This is a genomic window from Pseudoxanthomonas sp. GW835-FHT14C01, from assembly GCF_058793715.1.
Genome location: NZ_JBXAGB010000003.1, coordinates 261010 through 285747, shown reverse-complemented (window position 1 = coordinate 285747; position 24738 = coordinate 261010). Strand labels below are relative to the sequence as shown.

At 68.3% G+C, this 24738-nt stretch carries 20 protein-coding genes; 9 read left to right on the top strand and 11 right to left on the bottom strand.

The annotated features are described in order from the left end of the window. Positions 1–44: 44 nt before the first annotated feature. The 3 genes from AC1Q5B_RS14665 (at position 45) to AC1Q5B_RS14655 (ending at position 4545) form a co-directional block, all read left to right on the top strand. Positions 45–1064, top strand: coding sequence for a serine hydrolase domain-containing protein (locus tag AC1Q5B_RS14665; protein WP_492632806.1), 1020 nt, complete (start codon positions 45–47; stop codon positions 1062–1064). Between the two features lie 134 nt (positions 1065–1198). Beyond that, positions 1199–2839: a FecR domain-containing protein gene (locus AC1Q5B_RS14660; protein ID WP_492632327.1), complete on the top strand. Its 1641-nt coding sequence runs from the start codon at positions 1199–1201 to the stop codon at positions 2837–2839. Further along, a complete protein-coding gene (locus AC1Q5B_RS14655) occupies positions 2836–4545 on the top strand; it encodes a diguanylate cyclase domain-containing protein (RefSeq protein WP_492632326.1) in 1710 nt (569 codons plus the stop codon). Before AC1Q5B_RS14660 ends, AC1Q5B_RS14655 begins: the two co-directional genes overlap by 4 nt. Before the next feature lie 24 nt (positions 4546–4569). On the opposite strand, the gene AC1Q5B_RS14650 is transcribed toward AC1Q5B_RS14655, so the two are convergent. Then, entirely contained in the window at positions 4570–5943 is a 1374-nt protein-coding gene (locus AC1Q5B_RS14650; RefSeq protein WP_492632325.1) for an MBL fold metallo-hydrolase RNA specificity domain-containing protein, read from the bottom strand. Between the two features lie 184 nt (positions 5944–6127). Here AC1Q5B_RS14650 and AC1Q5B_RS14645 point away from each other — a divergent pair, with 184 nt between their 5' ends. Both AC1Q5B_RS14645 and AC1Q5B_RS14640 read left to right on the top strand, forming a co-directional pair. Further along, entirely contained in the window at positions 6128–8209 is a 2082-nt protein-coding gene (locus AC1Q5B_RS14645; RefSeq protein ID WP_492632805.1) for a M13 family metallopeptidase, read from the top strand. 176 nt (positions 8210–8385) lie between these two features. Then, on the top strand, positions 8386–10407 hold the full coding sequence (locus tag AC1Q5B_RS14640; RefSeq protein WP_492632324.1) for a M13 family metallopeptidase: 2022 nt from the start codon (positions 8386–8388) through the stop codon (positions 10405–10407). 73 nt (positions 10408–10480) lie between these two features. Here the strand turns inward: AC1Q5B_RS14640 and AC1Q5B_RS14635 are convergent, their stop codons facing one another. Together AC1Q5B_RS14635 and AC1Q5B_RS14630 are read right to left on the bottom strand one after the other, a co-directional pair. Beyond that, positions 10481–11131 (bottom strand): rhomboid family intramembrane serine protease, encoded by a 651-nt coding sequence (locus tag AC1Q5B_RS14635; protein WP_492632323.1) that lies wholly within the window; start codon positions 11129–11131, stop codon positions 10481–10483. A gap of 43 nt (positions 11132–11174) precedes the next feature. Next, the gene (locus tag AC1Q5B_RS14630) at positions 11175–11513 is read right to left on the bottom strand and encodes an MGMT family protein (RefSeq protein WP_492632322.1); all 339 of its coding nucleotides are present in this window, start codon (positions 11511–11513) and stop codon (positions 11175–11177) included. A 41-nt stretch (positions 11514–11554) separates the two neighbouring features. On the opposite strand from AC1Q5B_RS14630, the gene AC1Q5B_RS14625 reads away from it, so the two are divergent. Then, positions 11555–11965: a hypothetical protein gene (locus AC1Q5B_RS14625; protein WP_492632321.1), complete on the top strand. Its 411-nt coding sequence runs from the start codon at positions 11555–11557 to the stop codon at positions 11963–11965. An 80-nt stretch (positions 11966–12045) separates the two neighbouring features. On the opposite strand, the gene AC1Q5B_RS14620 is transcribed toward AC1Q5B_RS14625, so the two are convergent. Together AC1Q5B_RS14620 and AC1Q5B_RS14615 are read right to left on the bottom strand one after the other, a co-directional pair. Then, positions 12046–13167 carry an inorganic phosphate transporter gene (locus AC1Q5B_RS14620; RefSeq protein ID WP_492632320.1) on the bottom strand — a complete coding sequence of 374 codons (1122 nt, stop codon included), beginning with the start codon at positions 13165–13167 and terminating at the stop codon, positions 12046–12048. Positions 13168–13177: 10 nt separating this feature from the next. Beyond that, complete coding sequence (locus AC1Q5B_RS14615; protein ID WP_192311464.1) at positions 13178–13804, bottom strand: DUF47 domain-containing protein; 627 nt, start codon at positions 13802–13804, stop codon at positions 13178–13180. A gap of 281 nt (positions 13805–14085) precedes the next feature. Here AC1Q5B_RS14615 and AC1Q5B_RS14610 point away from each other — a divergent pair, with 281 nt between their 5' ends. Together AC1Q5B_RS14610 and AC1Q5B_RS14605 are read left to right on the top strand one after the other, a co-directional pair. Next, entirely contained in the window at positions 14086–15390 is a 1305-nt protein-coding gene (locus AC1Q5B_RS14610) for a hemolysin family protein (RefSeq protein WP_492632319.1), read from the top strand. 1 nt (position 15391) lies between these two features. After that, entirely contained in the window at positions 15392–16018 is a 627-nt protein-coding gene (locus AC1Q5B_RS14605; RefSeq protein ID WP_492632318.1) for an exopolysaccharide biosynthesis protein, read from the top strand. Positions 16019–16174: 156 nt separating this feature from the next. On the opposite strand, the gene AC1Q5B_RS14600 is transcribed toward AC1Q5B_RS14605, so the two are convergent. From AC1Q5B_RS14600 to AC1Q5B_RS14590, 3 genes are read right to left on the bottom strand one after another with little or no spacing between them, the layout of a single operon-like run. Further along, on the bottom strand, positions 16175–18295 hold the full coding sequence (locus AC1Q5B_RS14600) for a putative bifunctional diguanylate cyclase/phosphodiesterase (protein WP_492632317.1): 2121 nt from the start codon (positions 18293–18295) through the stop codon (positions 16175–16177). Continuing rightward, a complete protein-coding gene (locus AC1Q5B_RS14595) occupies positions 18292–19221 on the bottom strand; it encodes a phosphate/phosphite/phosphonate ABC transporter substrate-binding protein (RefSeq protein WP_492632316.1) in 930 nt (309 codons plus the stop codon). The genes AC1Q5B_RS14600 and AC1Q5B_RS14595 overlap by 4 nt, the downstream gene beginning before the upstream one ends. A 50-nt stretch (positions 19222–19271) precedes the next feature. Continuing rightward, the gene (locus AC1Q5B_RS14590; RefSeq protein WP_492632315.1) at positions 19272–20075 is read right to left on the bottom strand and encodes an RNA methyltransferase; all 804 of its coding nucleotides are present in this window, start codon (positions 20073–20075) and stop codon (positions 19272–19274) included. 95 nt (positions 20076–20170) lie between these two features. Between AC1Q5B_RS14590 and AC1Q5B_RS14585 the strand changes: the two genes are divergently transcribed. Next, entirely contained in the window at positions 20171–20992 is an 822-nt protein-coding gene (locus tag AC1Q5B_RS14585) for an inositol monophosphatase family protein (protein ID WP_492632314.1), read from the top strand. A 229-nt stretch (positions 20993–21221) separates the two neighbouring features. Here AC1Q5B_RS14585 and secF read toward each other — a convergent pair whose 3' ends face one another. The 3 genes from secF to yajC all read right to left on the bottom strand — a co-directional run bounded on the left by secF (position 21222) and on the right by yajC (position 24539). Next, complete coding sequence (gene secF / locus AC1Q5B_RS14580) at positions 21222–22205, bottom strand: protein translocase subunit SecF (protein ID WP_492632313.1); 984 nt, start codon at positions 22203–22205, stop codon at positions 21222–21224. Positions 22206–22221: 16 nt separating this feature from the next. Next, entirely contained in the window at positions 22222–24102 is a 1881-nt protein-coding gene (secD, locus tag AC1Q5B_RS14575; RefSeq protein WP_492632312.1) for a protein translocase subunit SecD, read from the bottom strand. Positions 24103–24200: 98 nt separating this feature from the next. Then, positions 24201–24539: a preprotein translocase subunit YajC gene (gene yajC, locus AC1Q5B_RS14570; RefSeq protein ID WP_192269820.1), complete on the bottom strand. Its 339-nt coding sequence runs from the start codon at positions 24537–24539 to the stop codon at positions 24201–24203. Positions 24540–24738: the final 199 nt, after the last annotated feature.

Sequence of the window (24738 nt, the reverse complement as noted above, 5' to 3'; positions counted from 1 at the left end):
TACCGGGAGAAGGAATGAAAGCGGTCTGGCTGGTGGGAATCCTGATGACGACGACAGGCGATGCGAGTGCCGCCACGCGCGAAGCGGCCATCGACGCCTGGATGCAGGACTACGCCGGCCCGGTCCCCGGCGCCTCGGTGCTGGTGCTGAAGGACGGGGCGCCGGTCTTCCAGCGCAGTTACGGCATGGCCGACCTCGAGGCCGCCATCGCCGCTTCGCCGACGGCCAACTACCGCCTGGCGTCGATCAGCAAGCAGTTCACGGCTGCCGGCGTGCTGTTGCTCGCCGAGGACGGCGCGCTGGCGATCGACGATCCGCTGCGGCGCTGGCTGCCGTCGTTGCCGGCGGCCACCGACGGCGTCACGCTGCGCCACCTGCTCAGCCACACCTCCGGTCTGGTCGACTACGAGGACCTGATTCCCGACGAACAGACGCGACAGGTGCGCGACGCCGACGTACTTCGCCTGCTCGAACACCAAGAACGCCTCTATTTCCCCGCCGGCAGCGCCTACCGCTACAGCAACAGCGGCTATGCGTTGCTGGCGCTGGTGGTCGAACGCGCCTCCGGCCAGCGGTTCGCCACCTTCCTGCGGACGCGCATCTTCCTCCCGCTGGGCATGCGGGCGACACAGGCGCGCGAAGACGACGGGCCCGCGATGACCGACCGCGCGTTCGGTTACAGCCTGGTCGGCGGGCGATGGCAGCGCACCGACCAGAGCACGACCAGCGCGGTCCTCGGCGACGGCGGCATCTATTCCTCGCTCGAGGACCTGGCGCGCTGGGATGCGGCGCTGTACGACGACCGCCTGCTGTCGGCCGCCTCGCGCGCGCAGGCATTCGCGCCTGCCACGGCGACCTCAGAACGCGACGTCGCGCACTACGGCTTCGGCTGGCGCCTGCAGGACGGCATGCAGTGGCATTCCGGCGAGAGCATCGGCTTCCGCAACGTGCTGCTGCGCTTTCCGGCGCAGCGACTCACGGTGGTCGTACTGACCAACCGCAACGACCCCGAACCCTATCGGCTGGCGAGGCGCATTGCAGGCCTGTGGGGCGCCGCGCCGTAAACGAGCCTACGGCTCAGTGTGAGATGACGGAAAAACCCTCCGCCACCGGCCAGCGGGATGGTCGCCGCGCTTATAATTGTGACCGATGCAACATTTTGCATGGCCGGGTGAGGAAGCGGGAGATGCGGGAACGGGTGAGCCGACGGAGAGGCTGGCAGGTCTGGGGGCTGGGGCTGGTGATGCTGTTGCTGGCGTCCTGGTCGGTCCATGCGCAGGAGTGGGTCTACCGCGTCCGCCCCGGCGACACGTTGTGGGACGTGACGGGCGCCTACCTCAAGCCGTCGATTCCGTGGCAGCGCCTGCAGGAACACAACCGCATCGCGAATCCCTACCAGTTGCCTCCCGGCAGCACGCTGCGGATTCCGCTGCAGTGGCTGGACCGCCAGCCGGCGAACGCCCGGGTCATCGCCCTCCACGGTGATGCCACCGCACGTTCCGCCACCGGCCGCGATGCGCCGGTGAGCCCGGGCATGTCGCTGGCCAGCGGCGTCCGGCTGAAGACCTCGCCCGATGCTTCGCTCAGCCTGCAGTTCGCCGACGGGTCGCGCCTGTTGCTGCTCGGCGACAGCGAACTGCTGCTCGACCGGCTGACCCGCTTCGGGCGTACGGGCATGGCCGACACCCGCCTGCGCCTGCAGCGCGGGAGGATCGGCAACGACGTACGCCGCCTGCATGGCCCGGCCGCGAATTTCGTCGTCGACACGCCGACCGCCTCGTCTGCCGTGCGCGGAACGAAATTCCGTGTGGAGGCAGGGGATGCCCATTCGCAGACCGAAGTGCTGGAAGGCCGCGTAGCGGTGAATGCGCCGCGCCAGCGTGGTGCGCTGCTGCGTCCCGGCTTCGGCGCCGTGGTCGCGGCCGGACAGTCCGCCGTATCGCCGATCCGGCTGCTGCCGCCGCCCGACCTGTCGCGCATTCCCGCACTGTCCCGTACCGCCCGGCCCGAGCTGGCCTGGCCCGACGTCGAAGGCGCCCGGCAGTACCGCGTCCAGGTAAGCGCGCGGCGCGCATTCGACAGCCTGCGGGTAGACGCCGAGACCGACGCGCCCCGTTACACCTTGCCGGCGCTGGAAGCCGGCGCCTACTTCGTGCGCGTGCGCGCGATCGCCGACAACGGACTCGAAGGGCGCGACACCGTCATCGAGCTCCGCATCGACGACCAGCCTGCCCCGCCGTACTCCATCGCACCCGCCGCCGACAGCGTGGTGCGCACACCGGACATCTCACTGAGCTGGACGCAGGCCCCCGGCGCGACGGCCTACGAATACGAAATCACGGCCGGTGCCGACCGGACGGTCGCGCAGGGCCGGGTGGACGACACGACCACCTTCCATCTGCGCGAGCCCTTGCCGCCGGGCGACTACCGCTGGCGCATCCGCAGCGTGGACGGCAGCGGCAAGGCCGGGCCCTTCGGCGACGCCGTGGCGTTCACCGTGCGCCCCCTTGCGGAAGTCCGCGAGATCGACGGCTCGGCGGCCGCCGGCAACACCCGGGAGGTGACGTTCCGCTGGCCGGCGGGCCAGCCCGGCCAGCGCTATCGCTTCCAGATGTCGCGCACACCGGACTTCAGTGCACCGCAGATCGACCAGACGGTCGATCAGGCCCAGATCACCCTGCCCCGGTTGCGCTCGGGCACCTGGTACCTGCGTGCCCAGACCCTCGACGTGGATGGCTTCGAAGGTCCGTTCCCGGCGCCCCAGGTGATCGACGTCCCCTGCCGCTGGTGCAGGATTGGCGCCGGGGCGGGCGCATTGCTCATACTGCTCGCCCTGTGAATACCCCCGCACCCGCGCCGAAGTGGAAGCCCCGCCTGCTCACGGCGGTGGGCGCGGCTGCGCTGGCGATCCTGGTCACGCTGTCCGGCGTGACCGCCCCACTCGACGCTTGGGTCTACGACCGCCTGATACTCGGGGCGGCGCCGGACGCTGATCCGCGCATCGTGGTGGTCGACATCGACCAGAAAAGCCTGGCCGAACTCGGCCGCTGGCCGTGGTCGCGCCGCACGCATGCGCAACTGGTCGACCGCCTGCGCCTGACCGAGGTGAAGGGCATCGCCTTCAACGTGCTGCTGTCGGAACCGGCGTTGTTCGACCCGGAAGGGGATGCACTGCTGGCGCGCGCGATCAGCCGCAGTGGTCGCGTGGTGCTGCCTGTGCTGGCCGAACCGGTCCAGCTCAACAGTTCCACCGTCGAACTGATGCCGATCCCCGAGTTCGCCGCGTCCGCCGCGTCGCTGGGCCACGCCGAAATGGCGCTGGACGACGATGGCGTCGCGCGCAGCGCCTACCTGCGCGCAGGACTGGGTTCGCCGCACTGGCCCGCACTGGCGCTGGCGCTGCTGCAGCTGGACCAGCCGACCGGCGCGACTACGGAGTTGCCCGGGCGCCGCCTGCTCGCCACCGGCCTGGACCCGGTCTTGCCCTACGACTGGGTCCGCGATTACGAAGTCCGTGTGCCGTTCGCCTCGCCACCGAATGCGTTCCGCCACGTGTCGTACACCGACGTACTCAACCAGCGCATTCCGGCCTCGCTGTTGCGCGGCAACTGGATCGTCGTGGGTGTCGGCGCCACCGGCATGGGCCCGCTGGCGCGTGCGCCGGGCCAGCCGCCGACCGCCAGCATGAGCGGCACGGACTACCAGGCCAACCTGCTGAACATGCTGATCAAGCACGCCGCCATCACGCCGCTGTCGGAGGGCTGGCAGGCGGTGCTGGCGGCGACGCTGGCGGCGCTGCCGCTGCTGCTGTCCCTGCTGCCCGGTCTGCGCCGCATCTGGCGCCCCACCGTGCTCACGATGGCCGGTGCGCTGGTACTGTCGCTGCTGCTGCTGCGTTACGTCCATGTCTGGTGGTCGCCGGTACCGGCCATGCTGGTGCTCGCGCTGGGCGCGTCGCTGTGGGTCTACCGGCTGCTGCGCCGGACCCATCGTCAGGCGCAGTCCGATGCGCTCACCGGCCTGGCCAACCGCAGCCGCTTCGACCACGCGCTGGACCAGGAACTGCGCATCGCGCGCCGCAGCGGTCAGCCGCTGTCGCTGCTGGTGATGGACATCGACCACTTCAAGCAGCTCAACGACAGCCAGGGGCATGCCGCCGGCGACGCCGCACTGAAGGCGCTCGGCCGCATCCTCCGCAGCCGCGCGCGCCGCCCGCGAGACCTGGTCGCGCGTCTGGGCGGCGACGAGTTCGCGGTGCTGCTGCCGGAAACCTCCGCGCAGGCGGCGGCGACCATCGCGACCACCATCCACGTCGATCTGGCCCAGCACGGACGCAAGCCGCACGGAGCGAACACCAGTGCGCCGCCGCCCTTCACCGCCAGCGTCGGCATCCACACCTACACGTCCGGCGACGATGCCGGCCCGGAAGACGTGTTCGACCGCGCCGACGCCGCGCTCTACCGCGCCAAACAGGCTGGCCGCAACCGCAGCTTCAGCCACACCGGCGAGCACGAACCGGCCGGGACGCCCGTCCACCGCGCGTGACGCCGCGCGGCGCGCGCCGCACGCTCAGACATCGACCACCATGCCCGGGCGCGCCAGTTCCACCGGCACGCCATGGCGCTCGCCGATCTCGCCCGCCAGCGCTTCGCGCGCGCGGTCTTCGCCATGCACCAGCACCAGCGACGGCGCGGGCTGGAAGTTGCCGTACCACGCCAGCAGGCCCTGCTGGTCCGTGTGCGCCGACAGCCCGCCGACCGTATGCCGCTGCGCGTTGACGCGGTAATCGCGGCCATGGATGCGCACCCACGATGCGCCCTCCACCAGCCGCCGGCCCAGTGTGCCTTCCGCCTGGTAGCCGACGAATACGACATGCGCGTTGCGCCGCCCCAGGTTGTGGCGCAGGTGGTGCTGGATGCGTCCGCCGTTGGCCATGCCGGAGCCGGCGATGATGATCGCGCCGTTCTCGACCTGGTTGATCGCCATCGACTGCTGCAGTGTTTCCGCGACATGCAGGTTGGGCAGGCGGAACGGATTGGGCGACTGCGCCCACACGCGGCGTGCGTCCTCGTCGAACAGGCCGTGGTGGCGCGCGTAGACACCGATGACCTTGGCCGCCATCGGGCTGTCGAGGAAGATCCGCCAGCGGGCCAGCTTCCAGGCGTCCCAGTTCCGGGCGAACCAGTACAGCAGCTCCTGCGTGCGGCCAACCGCGAAGGCCGGGATGAGCACGTTGCCGCGGTCGCGCCAGGCGTGCTCGAAGATGTCGCCCAGTTCGCGGATGGTCTCCGGCCGGTCGCGGTGGTTGCGGTCGCCGTAGGTCGATTCCATCAGCAGCAGGTCGGCCTGTTTCACCACGGCGGGATCGCGCAGGATCGGCGTGCCCTTCGGCCCCAGGTCGCCCGAGAACACCAGCTTGCGGCCGTCGGCCCACAGTTCGACGATCGCCGAGCCGAGGATGTGGCCGGCATCGCGCAGCGCGATGTCCACGCCGGGCACGATCGTCGTGCGCTCGTCGTAGGGCAGCGGGCGCACCTGCTTCATCGTGGCGTGCACGTCCTCCTCGGAGAACAACGGCTGCGCCTCGGGCTCGCCGCGGCGGCGATGGCGGTTGGCGCGTTCGGCCTCGGATCCGGACAGCGAGGCGGCGTCCAGCAGCATGATCGGGAGCAGCTCCGCGCTGGCGCCCTGGGTATGGATGGGGCCACGGAACCCGCGCTTGACCAGCAGCGGCAGCCGTCCGATGTGGTCGATGTGGGCGTGGCTCAGCACCACCGCATCGAGGGTCGCCGGGTCGAACGGAAACGGCTCGGCGTTGCGCGCCTCGGCCTCCCGGCTGCCCTGGATCAGCCCGCAATCCAGCAGGACGCGCATGCCGGCGGCCTCGACGAGGTGCATCGAACCGGTGACTTCGCCGGCCGCGCCATGGAAATGGACGTGCATGGGAGCCCTCCTTGCCGGGGTGCTCAGTATGGCCGCTGCCGCCCCCCGCGGGCATGACCTTCGACACACCTGCCCTTAAGGTGACAGGCGTAGAGTCGCCGCCACGCCCCCTTCCGGGGGTTCCTTTTTTCCATTGCCCTGTCCAGGGCCGGAGTAGATCGTGATTGCCCGCAAACCCCAGATCCTGATGCTGTCCGTCGCCGTGGCCGCCGCCCTGGCCGCCTGTGCGAAGAAGGACGACGCCGCGCCTGCCGCCGATACCGCCGCCAAAGCGCCCGCCGCGCTGGAGCTGAAGCTGGACGAGAGCAGCCTGCCGGGCGTGAACCGCTTCCAGATCGGTGACCTCGACACCACCAAGAACGCCTGCACCGACTTCGCCGGCTACGCCAACGGCAAGTGGCTGGCCGCGAACGCCATCCCCAGCGACCGCACCAGCTGGGGCGCCTTCGAGATGCTGGCCGAGCGCTCCACCGCCGTCCAGAAGCAGCTGGCCGAACAGGCGGCCGCGCACGCCAATGCCACCGGCGTGGAGAAGATCGTCGGCGACCTGTGGGCCACCGGCATGGACGAGGCCAAAGCGAACGCTCAGGGCATCGAGCCGATCGTGCCCGAGCTGAAGACCATCGACGGTCTGCAGGACAAGGACGCCATCGTGGCGTACCTCAACAGCAGCGCGGCGAAGGGCCAGGCGTTCCTGTTCGGCTTCGGCGCCGAAGCCGACTTCCAGAAGCCCGATACCAACATGGCGTACGCCTTCCAGGGCGGCCTGGGCCTGCCGGACAAGAACTTCTACTTCGACGCCGACAAGAAGGACATCCGCGACGCCTACGTGGCGCACATCGCCAAGGTGCTGGAACTGTCGGGCGTGGTCACGGCCGATGCGCAGAAGCAGGCCGGCGACATCATGGCGTTAGAGACCCGTCTGGCGAAGGCGTCCAAGTCCCGCGAGGAGATGTCGCGCGACGTCTCCATCTACTACAACCCGGTGACGCTGGCCGATGCCGACAAGCTGACCCCGAACTTCTCGTGGACCAAGTTCTTCGAATCGCAGGGCGTCGCGCCGCAGGAGAAGTTCTCGCTGGCCGTGCCCGCCTTCCACCAGGAAGTCAGCAAGATGCTGGGCGACACCGACGTCGCCGCGTGGCGCGCCTACCTGCGCTTCCACACCATCGATGGGGCCGCGCCGTACCTGAGCGATGCGTTCGCCAACGAGAACTTCAACTTCTACAACAAGACGCTGCGCGGCCAGAAGGAAATCCAGCCGCGCTGGAAGCGCGTGCTGTCCACCATCGAAGCGCAGAGCGGCGAAGCCCTCGGCCAGATGTACGTCAAGGTCGCCTTTACCCCGGAATCGAAGGCCAAGATGGAAACGCTGGTCGCCAACCTCGGCACCGCGCTGAAGGCGCGCATCCAGAACCTGGCATGGATGAGCGACGCGACCAAGGCCAAGGCGATGGAGAAGCAGGCCGCGTTCACCACCAAGATCGGCTATCCCGACAAGTGGCGCGACTGGTCCGGCCTGTCCACCGGCCGCGACAGCTACTTCGGCAACGTGCAGGCCGCCACCGAGTTCAACTACAAGTGGAACCTGGGCAAGATCGGCAAGCCGGTCGACCGCACCGAATGGGGCATGCCGCCGCAGATGGTCAATGCGTACTACAACCCGCTGCAGAACGAGATCGTGTTCCCGGCCGCCATCCTGCAGCCGCCGTTCTTCGATCCCAACGCCACCGATGAAATGAACTACGGCGGCATCGGCGCGGTGATCGGCCACGAGATGACGCACGGCTACGACGACCAGGGCAGCCGCTTCGGTGCCACCGGCAAGTTCGAGAACTGGTGGAGCGACGCCGACGCCGAGGGCTTCAAGGCGCTGACCGGCAAGCTGGTAGCCCAGTTCAACGGCTACCGTACCGACGCAGGCCAGGCGATCAACGGCAACCACACGCTGGGCGAGAACATCGCCGACCTCGGTGGCCTGGCCACGGCCTACGACGCCATGAAGGCGGCCGCCGGCGATACGCCCGACCCGATGACCGACGGGCTGACCCGCGACCAGCGCTTCTTCCTCAACTGGGCCACGGTGTGGCGCCGCAACTTCACCCCGGAGGAACTGAAGAACCGCATCGCCACCGACGAGCATGCCCCGGCGCAGTTCCGCGCCATCGGCGCGCCGTCGAACCTGCCGACGTTCGCTGCGGCGTTCTCGTGCAAGGCCGGCGATCCGATGGTGCGCGGCGGCGACCAGCAGGTCGTCATCTGGTAAGCGCACGCATCCCGTCCTGAGGTGGAAAGGCCCGGCATGCCGGGCCTTTTCTTTGCCCGCGGGCGTTGAGCTGTGACGCATGCCCGCAAAACCCGCCGGGTTCTCCGCGGAGGCATCGGGCCGGTGACGGCTCCCTTGCTAGAATCGCCCGATCCCCGAACTCCCGGATGCTCCTGATGCCCAGCCCGCGCCACGCTCTCGGCCGCCCCACCCTGATCGCCTTCGCCCTCGTCATCGCCCTGGGCGCCCCGGATGCCGAAGCCCAGCGCAAGAAGCGCGCCCCCGCCGCCCCCGCGGTCAGCGCGCAGTGCACCGATTTCTACACCGCGACCAATGCCGACTGGCTGAAGAAGAACCCCGCGTCCAGCGAGGCCGGCGCGGTCAGCCTGCTGGGCGCCTTCCGCGCCCGCACGCTGGACCAGCAGCGCGTCCTGCTCGACAGCGCCATGCAGGCGCCCCAAGGCAATGTGCAGAAGCTGCTGGGCGATTTCTGGGCCAGCGGCCTGGACGAAGCCGCCGTGGAGGCCGACGGCTCGAAGCCGATCGCGCCGCTGCTGGACCGCATCAACGCCATCAAGAAGCCGAAGGACGTCGCGCCGGCCATCGCCGCGCTGCACCAGGTCGGCGTGCCGGTGGCGTTCAATTTCAGCCCCGACGTGGACCTGCAGGCGCTCGACCGCCACATCGGCTACTTCATGCAGGGCGGCCTGGGCCTGCCCGACCCGGCCTACTACACCCGCACCGACGCCGATACGCGCGAGCTGCTGGGCCGCTACCGCACCTACGTGAAGCAGGTGCTCGCACTGACCGGTACGCCGGCCGCGAAGCTGGACGCCGAATCGGCGCTGGTCATCGACGTGGAAACCAAGCTGGCGCAGGTATCCAAGCCGCTGGTCGACCTGCGCAGCCCCTTCGCCAATTACGCGCCGGTGCCGACCAGGGACCTGGGCAAGCAGTACCGCAACCTGCAGCTCGACGCCTTCCTGAAGGCGCAGGGCGTCACCGACGACACCGTATCGATGGCCGACCCGGCGCTGTTCAAGCGCCTAGACGGCCTGGTCGGCAGCCTCAAGCCCGACCAGTGGAAGGCCTACCTGCGCTGGCGCGTCGGCGATGCGATGGCGCCGTACCTCGCCAAGCCGTTCCGCGACGCCGAATTCGACTTCCGCGGTCGCGTGCTGCGCGGTGAAACCGCACCCGCGCCGCGCTGGCAGCAGGTGCTGGACGCGATCAACCTCGCCGCCGGCCCGATGCTGGGCAAGGAATACGCCGAGCGCTACGTGCCGGCCGACCACAAGCGCCGCGCCGAGCAGATCGCCGGCCAGGTGCGCGATGCGCTGGGCCGCGGCATCGAGCGCAACACGTGGCTCAGCGACGCCGCCAAGACCGAAGCCAAGGCCAAGCTCGACAAGCTGAAGATCGAAGTCGGCACGCCCAGGCGCGACCTCGACTACAGCGTGCAGCCGATGGGCCGTGGCAGCTTCGGCGGCAACATGCTGATCGCGTCCACCTGGCGCCATCGCGAAGAGATGAAGCGCATCGGCAAGGGCAACGCCGACCGTCGCTGGGACGTGCTGCCGCAGCAGCCCGCGCTGGCCTACGACCTGGCGCAGAACCGCCTGATCGTCACCGCCGCCGTGCTGCAGGAAGAGATCTTCGATGCGAAGCAGCCGGCCGCCGTGCAGTACGGCGCGTTCGGCGCGCTGGTCGGCCACGAGCTGAGCCGCGGCTTCGACGTGAAGGGCCGCATGGTCGACGCCAAGGGCGAGCTGCGCGACTGGTGGACGCCGGCCGATGTCGCCGCGTGGAATGCACTGGGCGACAAGGTGGTCGCGCAATACAACGCCTACGCCTTCCCCGACCTGAAGAACGTCAAGGTCAACGGAGCCCTGACGCGCGACGAGAACCTGGCCGACCTCGCCGGCGTGGAACTGGCCTGGGACGCCTTCGCCACCGCCGAGCCGCAGGCCAACGCCGCCGCGAAGCAGTCGTTCTACAAGGCCTGGGCCACGCTGTGGGCGCAGAACCTGTCCGAGACCGAAGCCGCCCAGCGCGCCGCCGTCGACGTACACGCCCCCGGCCAGTGGCGCGCCAACGGCCCGCTGACCCAGCAGCCGTCGTTCGCCCAGGCCTTCACCTGCAAGGCCGGCCAGCCGATGCAGGCGAAGGAAGCCGACCAGGTACGCATCTGGCGCTGAGTCCCGCATCCTGCTCCATGAAGAACGGCGCGGGATTCCGCGCCGTTCTTCTTTGCGTCATCGACGCCGGCCGCTATCTGACCGAGCGCAGGTGCGGTGGCCTGGGCTTGCGCGGCCCCCTGCCGAACGGCGGCTGCCCACGCCAGTAGCAGATCATCAGCCAGCCGAACACCATGCCGCCCAGATGCGCGAAGTGCGCCACGCCCGGCTGCAACCCGGTAAAGCCCAACACCAGCGCGAGCAGCGCGTAGAAGATCACCAGCGTGCGCGCCTTGATCTCCATCGGCAGCGGAAACACGATCATGCGGTTGTTCGGAAACAGCATGCCGTAACCCAGCAACAGGCCGAACACGCCACCGGATGCACCCAGCGTCGGATACGGCAGGGCGCCACCCGACACCATCCACCAGCCCACGGCAAGTTGCAGCAGGCCTGCGCCGACGATGCACACCAGGTAGAACATCAGGAAACGCTTCTGTCCCCACGTCTGTTCGAGCGGCGACCCGAACATCCACAACGCCAGCATGTTGAACGCCAGGTGCGCGAAACCGCTGGTGTCGTGCAGGAAGCCATACGTCAGCAGCTGCCAGGGCAGGAAGCCATGGCCCACCGGCCACAAGGCGAACCAGTCGAGCAGCGTGTAGCCCAGCAGCAGTTGCAGCAGGTAGACCGCGACGTTCGCGATCAGCAACGTCTTGGTGACGGGGAGAAGTCGGGGGAACATGGCAATCCTCGGAACGGTCGCGCCCCATCATACGGGGACGACGTCACTGCGTGCCCGGTCCCCACAACGCCGCATCCAGACTGTCCTCCTTGCGCGGGCGCTTCACGCGGCCGTTCTCCACCTTCACGCCTTCCGCGCGCAGGCGCTGGCTCTGTTCGCGGAAGGCCCTGGAGCCTTCCGGAAACGCGATGCGGCCATCGGAACGCAGCACGCGATGCCAGGGCAGCGCCGGATCGTCGTTCCGGCTGAGGATGCGCGCGGTCAGGCGTGCGCGACCCGGCAGGCCCGCGCGATGCGCGACTTCACCGTATCCGGCCACCTGACCGTGCGGTATCGCACGGATTGCGGCAAGGATTCTGTCTTCGGGAGACTTGGCGCTCATGCGGGATTAGCATAGCGGCAACGGCAACAGGGGAGCATCCCATGCACCACTTCGAGCAGGTCCGCGGCCATCTGACGTCCTCCGGCTACAAGGTCACCATGCACGACCCGTACGTCGCCTGCGTGGAACTGTCGCTGGGCAACGGCAAGCGGCACCAGACGATCTACCTGTCCGAGCTCGGCAACGACGACGAGCGCGGCTACCTGCGCGTCAGCACGGTGATCGCGCCGATGACCGGCATCGACGCCAAGCGCGCGCTGAAATTCAACTGGCAGAGCAGCGTCGGCTACCTGGCGATCGGCGAACTCGACGGCGTGCCCTACCTGCAACTGTGCGAGAACCGCCCCTACGAAAGCCTGAGTCCGGCCGAGGTCGACCGTCTGGTGCTGGAGATCGGCGGCCTGGGCGACAGCATGGAGCGTGCCCTCTCCGCCGAGGGCGACCTGCTGTAGGGCGGTCCAAGGCCCGCCACCACGACACGAAAAACGCCGGGCAAGCCCGGCGTTTTCTTTTCATCGCATGTCAGCAGGGGTCACGCCCAGCCGATCGATTCCAGCAACCGCAGCAGGCCGTAGGCGATGCCGCCCGCCGCCGGAATGGTCAGCACCCACGCCCACAGGATCCGTTCGATCACACCGAACTTCAGCGCGCGCGGGTTCTTGGCGAAGCCCACGCCCATGATCGCGGTGGAGATGCTGTGCGTGGTCGACACCGGCATACCGAAGTGCGCGGCCACGGTCAGGATGGTGGCCGAGCTGGTTTCCGCCGCGAAGCCGTTGATGGGATGCAGCTTCACCATCTTGTGGCCGAGCGTCTTGATGATCTTCCAGCCACCCGACGCGGTACCCAGCGCCATCACGATGGCGCAGGTGATGACGATCCACATCGCGATGTCCTGCTCGCCGGCACTGCCGGGATGCAGGAACGCGAGCCAGCCCGGCAGGTTGTCCAGCGCACCGCTGGCCTCGGCGCCGAACAGCGTCAGCGCGATGATGCCCATGGTCTTCTGCGCATCGTTGTGGCCGTGCGCGTAGCCCATGTAGGCGGCCGACAGGATCTGCGCCTTGCCGAAGAACTTGTTGACGAAGTGCGGGCGCGCCAGCCGGCCCAACCAGCCGCCCAACTTCGACAGCAGCACGATCAGTCCCCACAGCAGCACCATCACCACGATGCCGAGCACGAAGCCCGCCACCGGCGACGAGATCATCGGCAGCACGACCTTCCACAGGATGCCCTTGTTCTGGGTCCAGTCGCCGGCCGCCTGCGACCAGATCAGCGCGCCCCAGTCGTTGTGCGCCGCCGCCAGCGCGGCGCCGCACAGGCCGCCGATCAGCGCGTGCGAGGACGACGACGGCAGGCCCTTCCACCAGGTGATCAGGTTCCAGATGATGCCGCCCAGCAGCGCGCACAGGATCACCTGCGAGGTCACCTGCACCACGTCGGTGTCGACCAGGCCGGAGGCGATCGTCTTGGCGACGGCGGTGCCGGTCAGCGCGCCGATCAGGTTCATGACCGCCGCCAGCATCACCGCCTGGCCCGGCGACAGCACCTTGGTGGCGACCACGGTCGCGATGGAGTTGGCGGTGTCGTGGAAGCCGTTGATGAACTCGAAGACGAGCGCGGCGAAGATCACCACCAGCACGAGGGTCAACATCGCGGGCGCCTCAGCTGTTCTTCAACACGATCTGGTAGGCGACCACGCCCGCCTCGCGGCAACGGTCGATGGCCTTCTCCAGGATCTCGAAGAACTCCTTCAGCAGGAACATCTGCAGGTGGTCCAGGCGGCCGGAATAGATGTCGCGGTACAGCTCCAGCATCAGGCGGTCGGCCTCGTTCTCGATCGCGCGCAGCTTCTCGTTGAGCGAGGTCATGCGATCGATGTTCATCTTCTTGATCTCGTGGACCATCTCGACCACCACGCTGGCCGCCTGCTCCAGCATCGCCGCGCGCGGCGCGAAGTCGATGCCCTCCAGGTGCTGGATCGCCAGCGAATAGCGGTCGGCGAACTTCTCGACCTGCTTCGGAATCTTGTACAGCGCCGAGCCCAGCGCCTCGATGTCCTCACGCTCGATGGGGGTGATGAAACTGTCCACCAGCGCCTTGCCGATCTTGTCCGAGGCCGCACGCTCGCGCAGGCGCGCCAGCTTGAAGGCGTCGAGCGCCGGCTGGCGGTCGGTGGCCTTCATCATGGTGTGCAGGGCCTTGGTGCTGTCGTGGGCGGCTTGGGCGGCCTCGTCCAACAGCGTGTAGAACTGCTGGCCGGAGCCGAAGATCGTCTGGAGGGAGAACATCGGGCGGTCCCACCGTCACGGGATGGACGGCTTCAGGGGCGGAATTATGACCGTTCCGTGACGATTCCGGACAGCCCGGGCGGCCCGATGGCGGCGCCCGGCCGCCTCCGCATTCGCCGAATGTCTTGTTCAGCTTCACGCGTCCGCCCGCCGGTCGTTTGCTAAACTCGCCCGGCGCCTCCGGGTGCACCCTATGGACGACGACCCTACTTCCCCCCACTGTCCCCCGCGACAGACCCCGCCCGCCTCGCCGGCCCTCCCCGCTCTGAACGGAGGTTCCCGTGCTTGAGCTGATCATCGTTTTCGCCCTGGTGCTGTTGAACGGCTTCTTCGCCATGTCCGAGATGTCGGTCATGACCTCGCGCAAGAGCCGCCTGAAGCAGATGGCCCAGACCAGCCATCGCGCGCAGCGCGCGCTGGATTTGTCCGAGAAGCCCGAGAACTTCCTCTCCACCGTCCAGATCGGCATCACCCTGATCGGCGTGCTGACCGGTACGTTCGGCGGCGACGCCATCGGCAGCGCCATCGGCGGCTGGCTGGCGTCCACCATCCCCGCCTCCGCGCCTTACGCGCCCAAGATCGGCATCGGCATCGCCGTGGCGCTGATCACTTATCTGACGCTGATTTTCGGCGAGCTGGTGCCCAAGCGCCTCGCGATCACACGTCCGGAAACCATCGCCGGCTTCGTCGCCGTGCCGATGGGATGGCTTGCCAAGCTCACCGCGCCCGCCGTCGCCCTGCTCGCCTTCAGTACGCGACTGGTGCGTCGTGTGTTCGGCTTGGCGGACGACAACAAGGAAGCGGTGACGGAAGAGGAAATCCGCATGCTCGTGTCCGAAGGACACGAGGCCGGCGTGATCGATGCCGACGAACGCAACATGATGAACCGCGTGCTGCGGCTGGGCGACCGCACCGCCGACAGCCTGATGACGCCGCGCAAGAAGATCGTCTGGCTCGATTCCGCCGCATCCTACGACGACAATCTGCGGACCATGCACGAGTCGGCGTTCTCGCGCTTCCCGGTGTATCGCGGCAGCGACCAGGACGTGGTCGGCGTGCTGGAAGTGAAATCCCTGCTCGACCGCTTCGGCGTGGCGCAGCCCGATCTCTTCATCAAGCTGCGCGAGCCGCTGTTCGTTTCCGAATCTACCCACGCGATGAAGCTGCTGGAGATCTTCCGTGAAGAACAGCAGTCGCTCGCGCTGGTCGTGGACGAGTATGGCGAGATCCAGGGCCTGGTCACCCAGAGCGACCTGATGGGCGCGGTGGTCGGCCGCCTGCAGGCCACCGAGAACACCGAGGACGCGCCGCTGGTCGTGGTGCGCGACGACGGCTCGCTGCTGGTGGACGGCTCGTTGCCCAACGACGACCTGCGCGAGCTGCTGGGTGGCGTGGCGCTGCCGGACGACGACGAATACAACACCGTCGCCGGCATGATGATCGAACGTTTCGGCCGCATCCCGCATGTCGGCGAGCGCCTCGACTGGGCGGGATGGCGTTTCGAAGTGGTCGACCTGGACGGCGCCCGCATCGACAAGCTGCTGCTGCAGAAGCTGCCCGAGACCGACGAAGACCTGGCGGTCTGACATGTCCGCCGACGATGCACCCCGGCACACCAGCACCGCTGCGCTGATCGACGGTTTCGCGACCGGCGATCCCGACGAGGTGCTGCGCCTCGGCGACCTGCTGAAGGATTTCGGCCCCGCCGCCTTCGGCCTGCTGCTCTTCATCGGCGTGCTGCCGGCCTTCATCCCGGTGCCCGGCGTCGGCGGCGCGATCGGCGGACCGATGGTGGTCCTGGTCGGCGTGCAGCTGTTGCTGGGCATGCGCAAGGTCTGGCTGCCGGCCTTCCTGGCGCATCGCGGCCCGCACCGCAGCACGATGATCCGCTTCCGCCAGCGCATGGCGCCGTGGCTGCGCCGCCTGGAGAAGCTGGTGCGTCCGCGCATGGCGGGCTTCCTCGACAACCGCATCGCCCTCAGCTTCACCGGCCTGCTGCTGGTCCTGCTCGGCATCCTGCTGGCGTTGCCGATTCCGTTCACCAACTACGTGTTCGGCTTCCTGTTGCTGCTGTTCGCGCTGGCGCTGCTGGAACGCGACGGCGCGCTGCTGCTCGTGGCGTGGATCGCCGGCGGCATCGCCGTGGTGGTGTTCGGCTTCCTGTCGGGCAACCTGGTCGAGTCGCTGAGCGCGCTGATCGCGACGTGGTTCTGAGCAGGCTTGCTTCTGCAGGAGCAACATAAGTCGCGACCGTAGAAATCGAACCGCCTCGGCAAGCACAGCATGCCAACGGACTGCGATGCTTTGCCTACACCGTCACTGACGGCGTGCGGTCGCGACTCACGTCGCTCCTACATCAAGGCCAAACCGTCACGCCACGAGCTGTGCGAACTCCGCCGCCGTGACCGGATACCCCAGCCAATAGCCTTGCGCCAGGTCGCAGCCACGCTCGCGCAGCAGGTTGAACTGGCCTTCCTTCTCCACGCCTTCGGCGACGACCGTGATGCCCAGCGAATGCGCCATCGCGATGATCGCGGTGGTCAGCGCCAGGTCGTCCGGGTCGCGCAGCATGTCGGCGATGAAGCTGCGGTCGATCTTCACGCCATCGACCGGCACGCGGCGCAGATGGCTCAGGCCCGAGAAGCCGGTGCCGAAGTCGTCCAGCCACACTTTCACGCCCGTCCGATGCAGCGTGGCCAGCAGCGCGCTGGCATGCGCCTCGTCGCTGATGACCGCGGTCTCGGTGAGCTCGAGGTGCAGGCGCGATGCCGCCAGGCCCGTGTCGCGCAGGCACTCGGCGACCACATCCGGCAGGTCGCCGTTGCGGAGCTGGCGCGGCGATACGTTGACGGACACGAACAGCGGATCCATCGCATCGCGTCCGCTGCCCCAGCGCGCGGCCGCGGCGCAGGCGGCGCGCAGCACGCGCGGCCCGATGCTTTCGATCAGCCCGCTCTGCTCGGCCACGTCGATGAACACCGACGGCGCCACCATGCCCAGCTCCGGATGCTGCCAGCGCAGCAGCGCTTCGGCGCCCACGATGCGGCTGTCGGCCATGCGGAACACCGGCTGGTACATCAGGCTCAGTTCGCCGCGCTCCCAGGCGCCGCGCAGTTCCTGCTCCATGCGCACCCGGCGCTCCACGGCCTGGTCCATCGCGCGGCTGTAGAAGCGGTAGCAGTTCTTGCCGGCCACCTTCGCCTGGTACATCGCGATGTCGCCGTTCTTCATCAGCGCGGTCGCGCCGGAGGCGTCCTCCGGGAACAGCGTGATGCCGATCGACGTGCCGAGGAACACCTGGCGCTCCTGCACGACGATCGGGCGCCCCAGTTCGGCCACCAGCTTCTCGGCCAGCCGCGTGGCGCTGCCGCGCACGTCGCCGTCCTGGATCAGGATGACGAATTCGTCGCCGCCGAAGCGCGCGAGCAGCGCGTCGTCGCCGCCCATCGCTTCCACCGCATCGCGGATGCGGTGGGCGAACTGCTGCAGGACTTCGTCGCCGGCCTCGTGGCCCAGCGTGTCGTTGACGCGCTTGAAGTCGTCGATGTCGGCGAACAGCAGGGCCAGCTGGCGGCCCGCACCGCGCAGCATCATCAGGCGATGGTCCAGGCTCTCGCGGAACGCCAGCCGATTGGTCAGGCCGGTCAGCGAATCGGTATACGCCATGCGCCGCACGTCGCGATCGTGCCGCGCGATGCTGTCGCTCATCGTCCCGAAGGCGCGGACGAGCTCGCCGACCTCGTCCCGGCGCTCGCTCGACATGCGCTCGCCGTTGTAGTTGCCGACCTCGATGTCGTGCGCCGCGCGCGCCAGCTGGCGGATCGGCCTGACCAGCGTGCGCTGCGCGTACACCATGATCGTCACGCACACCGCCACCAGCGCGGCGAGCAGCAGCGCGATCCAGCCCAGGTGGCGGGCGCCCAGCTCGTTGAGCCGCGCGCGCGCGGCGGTGATCGCCTTCTCTTCGTACGCACGCACCGACGCCACCGAATAGCCGACGCGCACGCCGCCGATGCGCTCGCTGCCGATCATGATCGGCTCGGACACGTCCACGATCTGCGCCGACCACTGCGTGTGCATGCTGCGCGCATTCACCGCCTCGTACGCCAGCGGATCGGTCATGGTCTGCCCGTACACCGCGATGTCGGCGGTACCGTCGTGGATGATCCGGCCCTGGTTGTCGTACACCAGCACGTAACTGACGTCCGGCTCCTTCTGTGCCGAGCGCACGATGCTGCCGATCGTATCGAGGTCGAAGTAGTAAAGCGGGTTGGCCAGCGCATCGCCCAACTGGTCGACGGTGGCTTCGCCGTGCCGGCGCAGGCTGTCCTCGACCATGCCGTGCATGGCCTCGCGGCCGAGGTCGGCGACTTCCTGCTGCATCACCTTCTGCCGGTGCAGCAGCGTCCCCAGCAACGCGATCACGACGACCAGCATGAGGGCCATCGCCGCCAGAAAGCGGGCCTGCAGGCCGAAGCGCATGGGCTTCATTCCATCTGCTCCCGGACGCGCGTCACGCCACGGCGCAGGTCGTCCAGCGCCTGCTGCGATGCCGGATCGACCGGCAGGAACCGGGTGGTGCGGAAGAAGACGTTGAGCGCGTCGCGCGCGGCGGGGTCGTTGGCGGCTTCCAGCAGGACGTCGCGCAGGCGCGCCTCGATCTTCGGATCGAGGTCGCCGCGCACCATCTCCAGCGCGCGCGGGAAGTCCTGTGTCTCGTGGATCACGCGGAAGTCGCGACGGAACGATGGCGGCATGCGGCGCACGTCGTCCCAGTCCAGGTTGCTGACCACGCCGGCATCGACCAGGCGCTTGTGCACCCAGGCGGCGATGTTGAGCTCCGAGCGCGCGAACACGTAGCCGACCGAATCGGCGGAGGGCCGGTCCATCGGCGACAGCAGGATTTCCATGCGCTGGCCGGCGTCCAGCAGCGCGACCGACGGCGCGAAGTACGCGCTGGTCGAGGCGGTGTTCTGGAAGGCCACCGTACGCCCCTTCAGGTCCGCCAGCCGCTCCAGCCCGCTGTCCCGGCGGACGAAGAACACGCCATGGTAACGGCTGACGCCGCCCCGCTCGGTCAGCAGCATCGGGCGCGCACCGGCGCGCTCCTGCAGCCGCATGCCCGTACCCGCGGTCTCGGTCACCCAGTCCACCCGGCCCCGGCGCAGGTAGCTGGTCATCTGCTGCGCGTCGCGCGCCATCAGGATGCGGCCCTCGGTGATGCCGACATCACGCATCCGCGGGACCACGTAGTCAAGCAACGGCTTGAGCTGTTCGTAGTGCGCCTTGGGGTCGTCGCTGATGCGCCCGAGGACGAGGACGCGTTCATCGCCGGCGGCGCTGGCGGGAGCGACCGCGGCGGGAAGCAGGGCTGCACCGAGGACAGCCAGCGCGAGGCGGAACCAGGTTGTACGCAACGATGGGCGCCCGCCAGAACGATGGCGGCAGCCTATCGGAAAACGTGAGTTCAAGACAGTGATCCAGCGCCGCCCTGGCCCGCCAGACGGGCCATGCGCTGGGCGTCGGCCAGGATGCCGCGCAGCAGGCGCACTTCCTGCTCGGTCAGGTCGGCCTTGGCGAACAGCCGACGCAGCTTGCGCATCGCGGAATCCGGCGTACGCCCCTTGTGGAAATCGATCGCATCGAGGGTCTCGCCGAGCTGGGCGAAGAATCCCTCCATGTGCGCGTGGCTGGCCGATGCATCGTCCGGATGCGCGGCGAGCGCCACCGCCGCCGGCGCGTCCTCCAGCATGGCCAGGCGCAGTTCGTAGGCCAGCACCTGCACGGCGGCGGCAAGGTTCAGGGAGCTGTACTCGGGATTCGCGGGGATGTGGACCGCAGCGTGGCAGAGTTGCAGTTCCTCGTTGCTCAAGCCGGTACGTTCGCGCCCGAACACGAGCGCCACCTCCCCGCCTGCCGCGACGCGGCCGACCGCCAGGGCCGCCGCCTGCCGGGGCGCATGTTCTTCCAGTTGGACGCGGCGGCTGCGCGCGGTGCACCCCAGCACCAGGTGGCAGTCCGCGACGGCCTCGGCCAGCGTGGCGACCACGGGGGCGTCGCCGAGCAGGTCGTCGGCGCCGGCGGCGCGCCGATAGGCTTCCTCCGCCGGGTAGTCCTCGGGGGCGACCAGCACCAGGCGCGCCAGACCCATCGTCTTCAACGCGCGCGCGGCGGCGCCGATGTTGCCGGGGTGCTGCGTGCCGACCAGCACCACGCGCAGGCGCAGGGCGGCGGGGGAAACGGAACCAGTGACGGAAACGGGCGTGTTCATGGGGGCAAATGGTAAACTGCGCGGGCCGGCCGCTGCGCCGTGCTGCTCTTTTCCACTTGTTCGCCCCACCCTACGCCTGTCCGAGGTCCGTTCGCATGCAGAAGCCCGTCGTCACCGTCATGACCAAGGCAGCCCGCCTGGCTGGCAACGTGCTGTTGCGCAGCATCAACAAGCTGGATGCGCTGAATGTGGTGCAGAAGGAGCGGATGGACTATGCGAGCGAGGTGGACTCCGACGCCGAGAAGGTCATCATCAAGGAGCTTCGCCGCGCCTATCCGGATTACGGGTTCGTGGGCGAGGAAAGCGGCGCCCAGATCAATGGCCGTTACACCTTCGTCATCGATCCGCTGGACGGCACCAGCAACTACCTGCGCGGTTTCCCGCACTATTGCGTGTCCATCGCGCTGGTGGACAACGGCGAACCGACCGACGCTGTGATCTTCGACCCCCTGCGCAACGACCTGTTCACCGCCAGCCGTGGCGCCGGTGCGCAGCTCAACGAGCGCCGCATCCGCGTGGCCGACCGCAAGGAACTGGTCGGCGCCATGATCACCACGGGCTTCCCGCCCCGCGAGCGCGCCCGTGCCGGTGCCCAGCTCGAATGCGTGCGCGAACTGCTGGTGCATGCCGAAGACATCCGCCGTACCGGCTCGGCCGCGCTGGACCTGGCCTACGTCGCCTGCGGCCGTTCGGACGCCTACTTCGAGGCCGGCGTGAAGGATTGGGATATCGCGGCCGGCGTGCTGCTGGTGCGCGAGGCCGGCGGCAAGGTCTGCGACTTCCGCGGCGCCGCCCTCGGCAAGATCGACGGCCGCACCGCCCTGCCCCGCCAGATCGTCGCCGGCAACCTCAAGGTCGCCGACGCGCTGCAGAAGACCATCGTGTCGTCGGGGTACGCCGCTTCGTTCAACGGCTGAGAGCCGGTAGCGCCCGGCTTGTTGTAGGAGCGACGTGAGTCGCGACCGGAAACCGGCACGCGCCCTGGATGGCAAACCACGCGTTCGTCTGGCCTGATCGATTGCCTGCAACCTGCTTGAAGCGGCGTGCGTGGCCGTGCGGTCGCGACTCACGTCGCTTCCTAAAGGAACGGACCCAGAGAAAAAGGCCACGCATTGCGTGGCCTTTTTCGTGCCCGGCTACCGGGGATTACGGACGACGCGCCAGCAGCGCTTCGTCCTTCGCCTTCGGCATCAGGTCCTGCTTGGTGACCTTCAGGAAGCCCAGGGTCAGCAGCGGGCAGGCGACGAAGATCGACGAGATCGTGCCGATCACGATGCCGATCATCTGCGAAATGGCCATGCCTTCCAGCGAGCCGCCGCCGTACAGGTACAGCGCCAGTACCGTCAGGAACGCCACGACCGAGGTGATGATGGTGCGCGACAGGGTCTGGTTGACCGAGCGGTTCAGCACTTCCACCGGCTCCACGCGCAGGCTGCGGAAGTTCTCGCGCACACGGTCGAACACCACGATGGTGTCGTTGATCGAGAAGCCCATCACCGACAGCAGGCCGGCGAGGATGGTCAGGTCGAACTCGCGCCCGGTCAGCGCGAAGAAACCGGCGCAGATCAGCACGTCGTGCAGGGTGGTGACGATGGCGGCCACCGCGAACTTCCATTCGAAGCGCGCCGCGATGTAGATCAGGAAGCCGACCACCACGAACACCAGCGTGTACAGGCCGTTGAGCGCCAGTTCCTTGCCGACCTGCGGACCGACGAACTCGTTGCGCACCACCGTGGCCTGATTGCCTGGCACCGATGCCAGGCGGACGACGTCCTGCGCGGTACGGTTGGTGGCGTCCAGTCCGGTGGTGCCTTCGGGCTGGGCACCCTCTTCGCGCGGCTGCAGGCGCACCAGCAGGTCGCTGCCGGTACCGAAGGTCTGGACCTGCGCGCTGCCGTAGCCGGCCGCTTCCAGGCGCGAACGCACGCCGTCGACGTCCGGCGGCTGCTGGAAGCGCAGTTCCACCACGGTGCCGCCGGTGAAATCCAGCGCGAAGTTGAAGCCCTTGAAAGCGATGGCGCCGATGGCGACCACCGCCATCAGCACGGCGATGCCGATGGATATCCAGCGCAGCCGCATGAAGTCGATGCGGGTGTCGTTGGGAACGAGATGCAGCGGGAAGAGTTTCATGGGTCGGATGCTCTCGTCAGATGGCCAGCGACTTCAGCTTGCGGCGGCGGCCGTAGATCAGGGTGGCCAGGCCGCGCGAGACGGTCACCGCGGTGAACACCGACGTCGCGATGCCGATCACCATGGTGATGGCGAAGCCTTTCAGCGGGCCGGTACCGAACGCGTACAGCGCCACGCCGGCCAGCAGGGCGGTCATGTTGGAATCGAAGATGGTGCCGGAGGCCTTGTCGTAACCGGTGGCGATGGATGCCAGCGGCGGCACGCCCGCCCTCAGTTCCTCGCGTATGCGCTCGTTGATCAGCACGTTGGCGTCCACCGACATGCCGATGGTCAGCGCCAGGCCGGCGAAACCGGGCAACGTCATGGTCGCGCCGAACAGCGACATCACCGCCACCACCATCACCAGGTTGAGCAGCAGCGCGACGCAGGTGATCAGGCCGAACATGCGGTAGTACACCAGGAAGAACGCCAGCGCGAAGACGAAGGAATACACCACCGCCTTGGTGCCGCGGGCCACGTTCTCGGCGCCCAGGCTGGGACCGATGACGCGCTCCTCGATGAAGTCCATCGGCGCGGCCAGCGAACCGGCACGCAGCAGCTTGGCCAGGTTCTCGGCCTCGGTCTTCTCCAGGCCGGTGGTCTGGAAGTTCTTGCCGAACACGCCGGCGATGCGGGTCGGCGACAGCGCTTCCTCGCGCACGCGTACGCTGCGCACTTCCTTGCCGTCGACCATGGTGAGGGTCGGCACGCGCTCGATGTAGACCACCGACATCAGCTTGCCGACGTTGGCGCTGGTGTAGTCGAACATGCGCTGGCCGGCGACGTTGCTGAGGGTCACGTCGACCGCAGGCAGGCCGTTGTTGTCGGTACCCACGCGTGCATTGACCATCTCGTCGCCGGAGGCGAGCACGCGCTTGTTCAACAGCACCGGCCCGGCGTTGTCGCGCAGCTGGTAGACCTTGGCTTCCGGCGGGATGCGGCCGCTGGCCACGGCGTCGGCGGCATTGCCCTCGACCACGGCGCGGAACTCCAGCGTGGCGGTCGCGCCGATCAGGCGCTTGGCCTCGGCGGTGTCCTGTACGCCGGGCAGCTGCACCACGACGCGGTCGTTGCCCTGGCGCTGGATGATGGGCTCGGCCACGCCGATCTCGTTGACGCGATTGCGCAGCGTGGTGAGATTCTGCTCGATCGCCTCGCTGGCGATCTGGTCGAGTTCCGCCTGCGGCAGGCCGATCGTGATCTGGTTGCCGCTGGCCTGGTAACTGAGGCCGCCGCCGGCAAGGCCGGAGGCATTGTTGCCGCGCGAACTCAACGTCTGCGCCAGCGCCTGCTGCGCGGCCGCCACGTTCTCGTCGTCCGCCAGCGTCACCACGATGTTGTTGTTGGGACGACGCTCGACCGCGGTATAGCGGATGCGCTTGTCGCGCAGCGTGACGCGGATGTCTTCCAGGTAGCCGTCGACACGCTTGTCCAGCGCGGCCTTCTGGTCGACCTGCATGACGAAGTGCACGCCGCCCTGCAGGTCCAGACCCTGGACCATCGGCCGTGCGCCCAGCTTGCCCAGCCAGTCCGGCACGGTGGACGCCAGGTTCAGCGCCACCAGGTAGTCTTCGCCCAGCGCCTGGCGCAGCGCGTCGTTGGCCTTGGTCTGCTCGTCCAGGCCCGGCAGCCGCACCAGCATGGTGCCGTCGTCGATCTCGATCTGCTTGGGCTGCACGCCCGCCTGCGCCAGCGCGGTCTCGATGCGCGCGCGCAGCGCGTCGTCGACGGTGAAACCGCGATTGGCGGTGATCTGCACGGAGGGATCCTGCGGGTACAGGTTGGGCAGCGCGTACAGCGCGCTCGCCAACACGACGAACAGGATCAGGACGTATTTCCAGCGAGGGAATTCAAGCATCGTGGCGACCCGCGCAGGCCCTTCCCGGGCATGCGCTCAGCAGTGGTTCGGAAACAGCGGAATTCGCGCCACCGCAGAGCAGCGGCGCGGGAAACGGATCAGGCGGACTTCAGCGTGCCTTTCGGCAGCACGTTGCCCACAGCGGCCTTCTGCACGCGCACGCGCACGTTGTCGGCCACTTCCAGGGTCACGAAGTTATCGCCGATGTCGGTGACGGTACCGGCGATGCCGCCCGAGGTGATGACTTCGTCGCCCTTGGACAGCTTGTCCAGCATGGAGCGGTGCTCCTTGGCGCGCTTCATCTGCGGGCGGATCATCAGGAAGTACATGATGGCGATCAGGGCGATCGGCATCAGCAGGCCGAAGCCGCCCATGCCCTGCTGGGCCGGCGCGGCCTGGGCGAGAACGGGGGCAACGAAGAAATCAAGCAGATTCATGGACTTGTCCATTGGGTATGAAAAGCAGCCGGGGATTATGCCACGCGTCGGGAAGCCCCGCCCGGGCTTCCCCATGCGCCCGGACCGGAAAAGACCGCGCCGGCCCGGTTTGGTTCCCTGCGGCAGGCAAGCCGGCACCCGGGCGCCGGGAAGACGTAGAGCGGAGCTTGCTCCGCTGGCTTGCCGCCAATACAGGGCA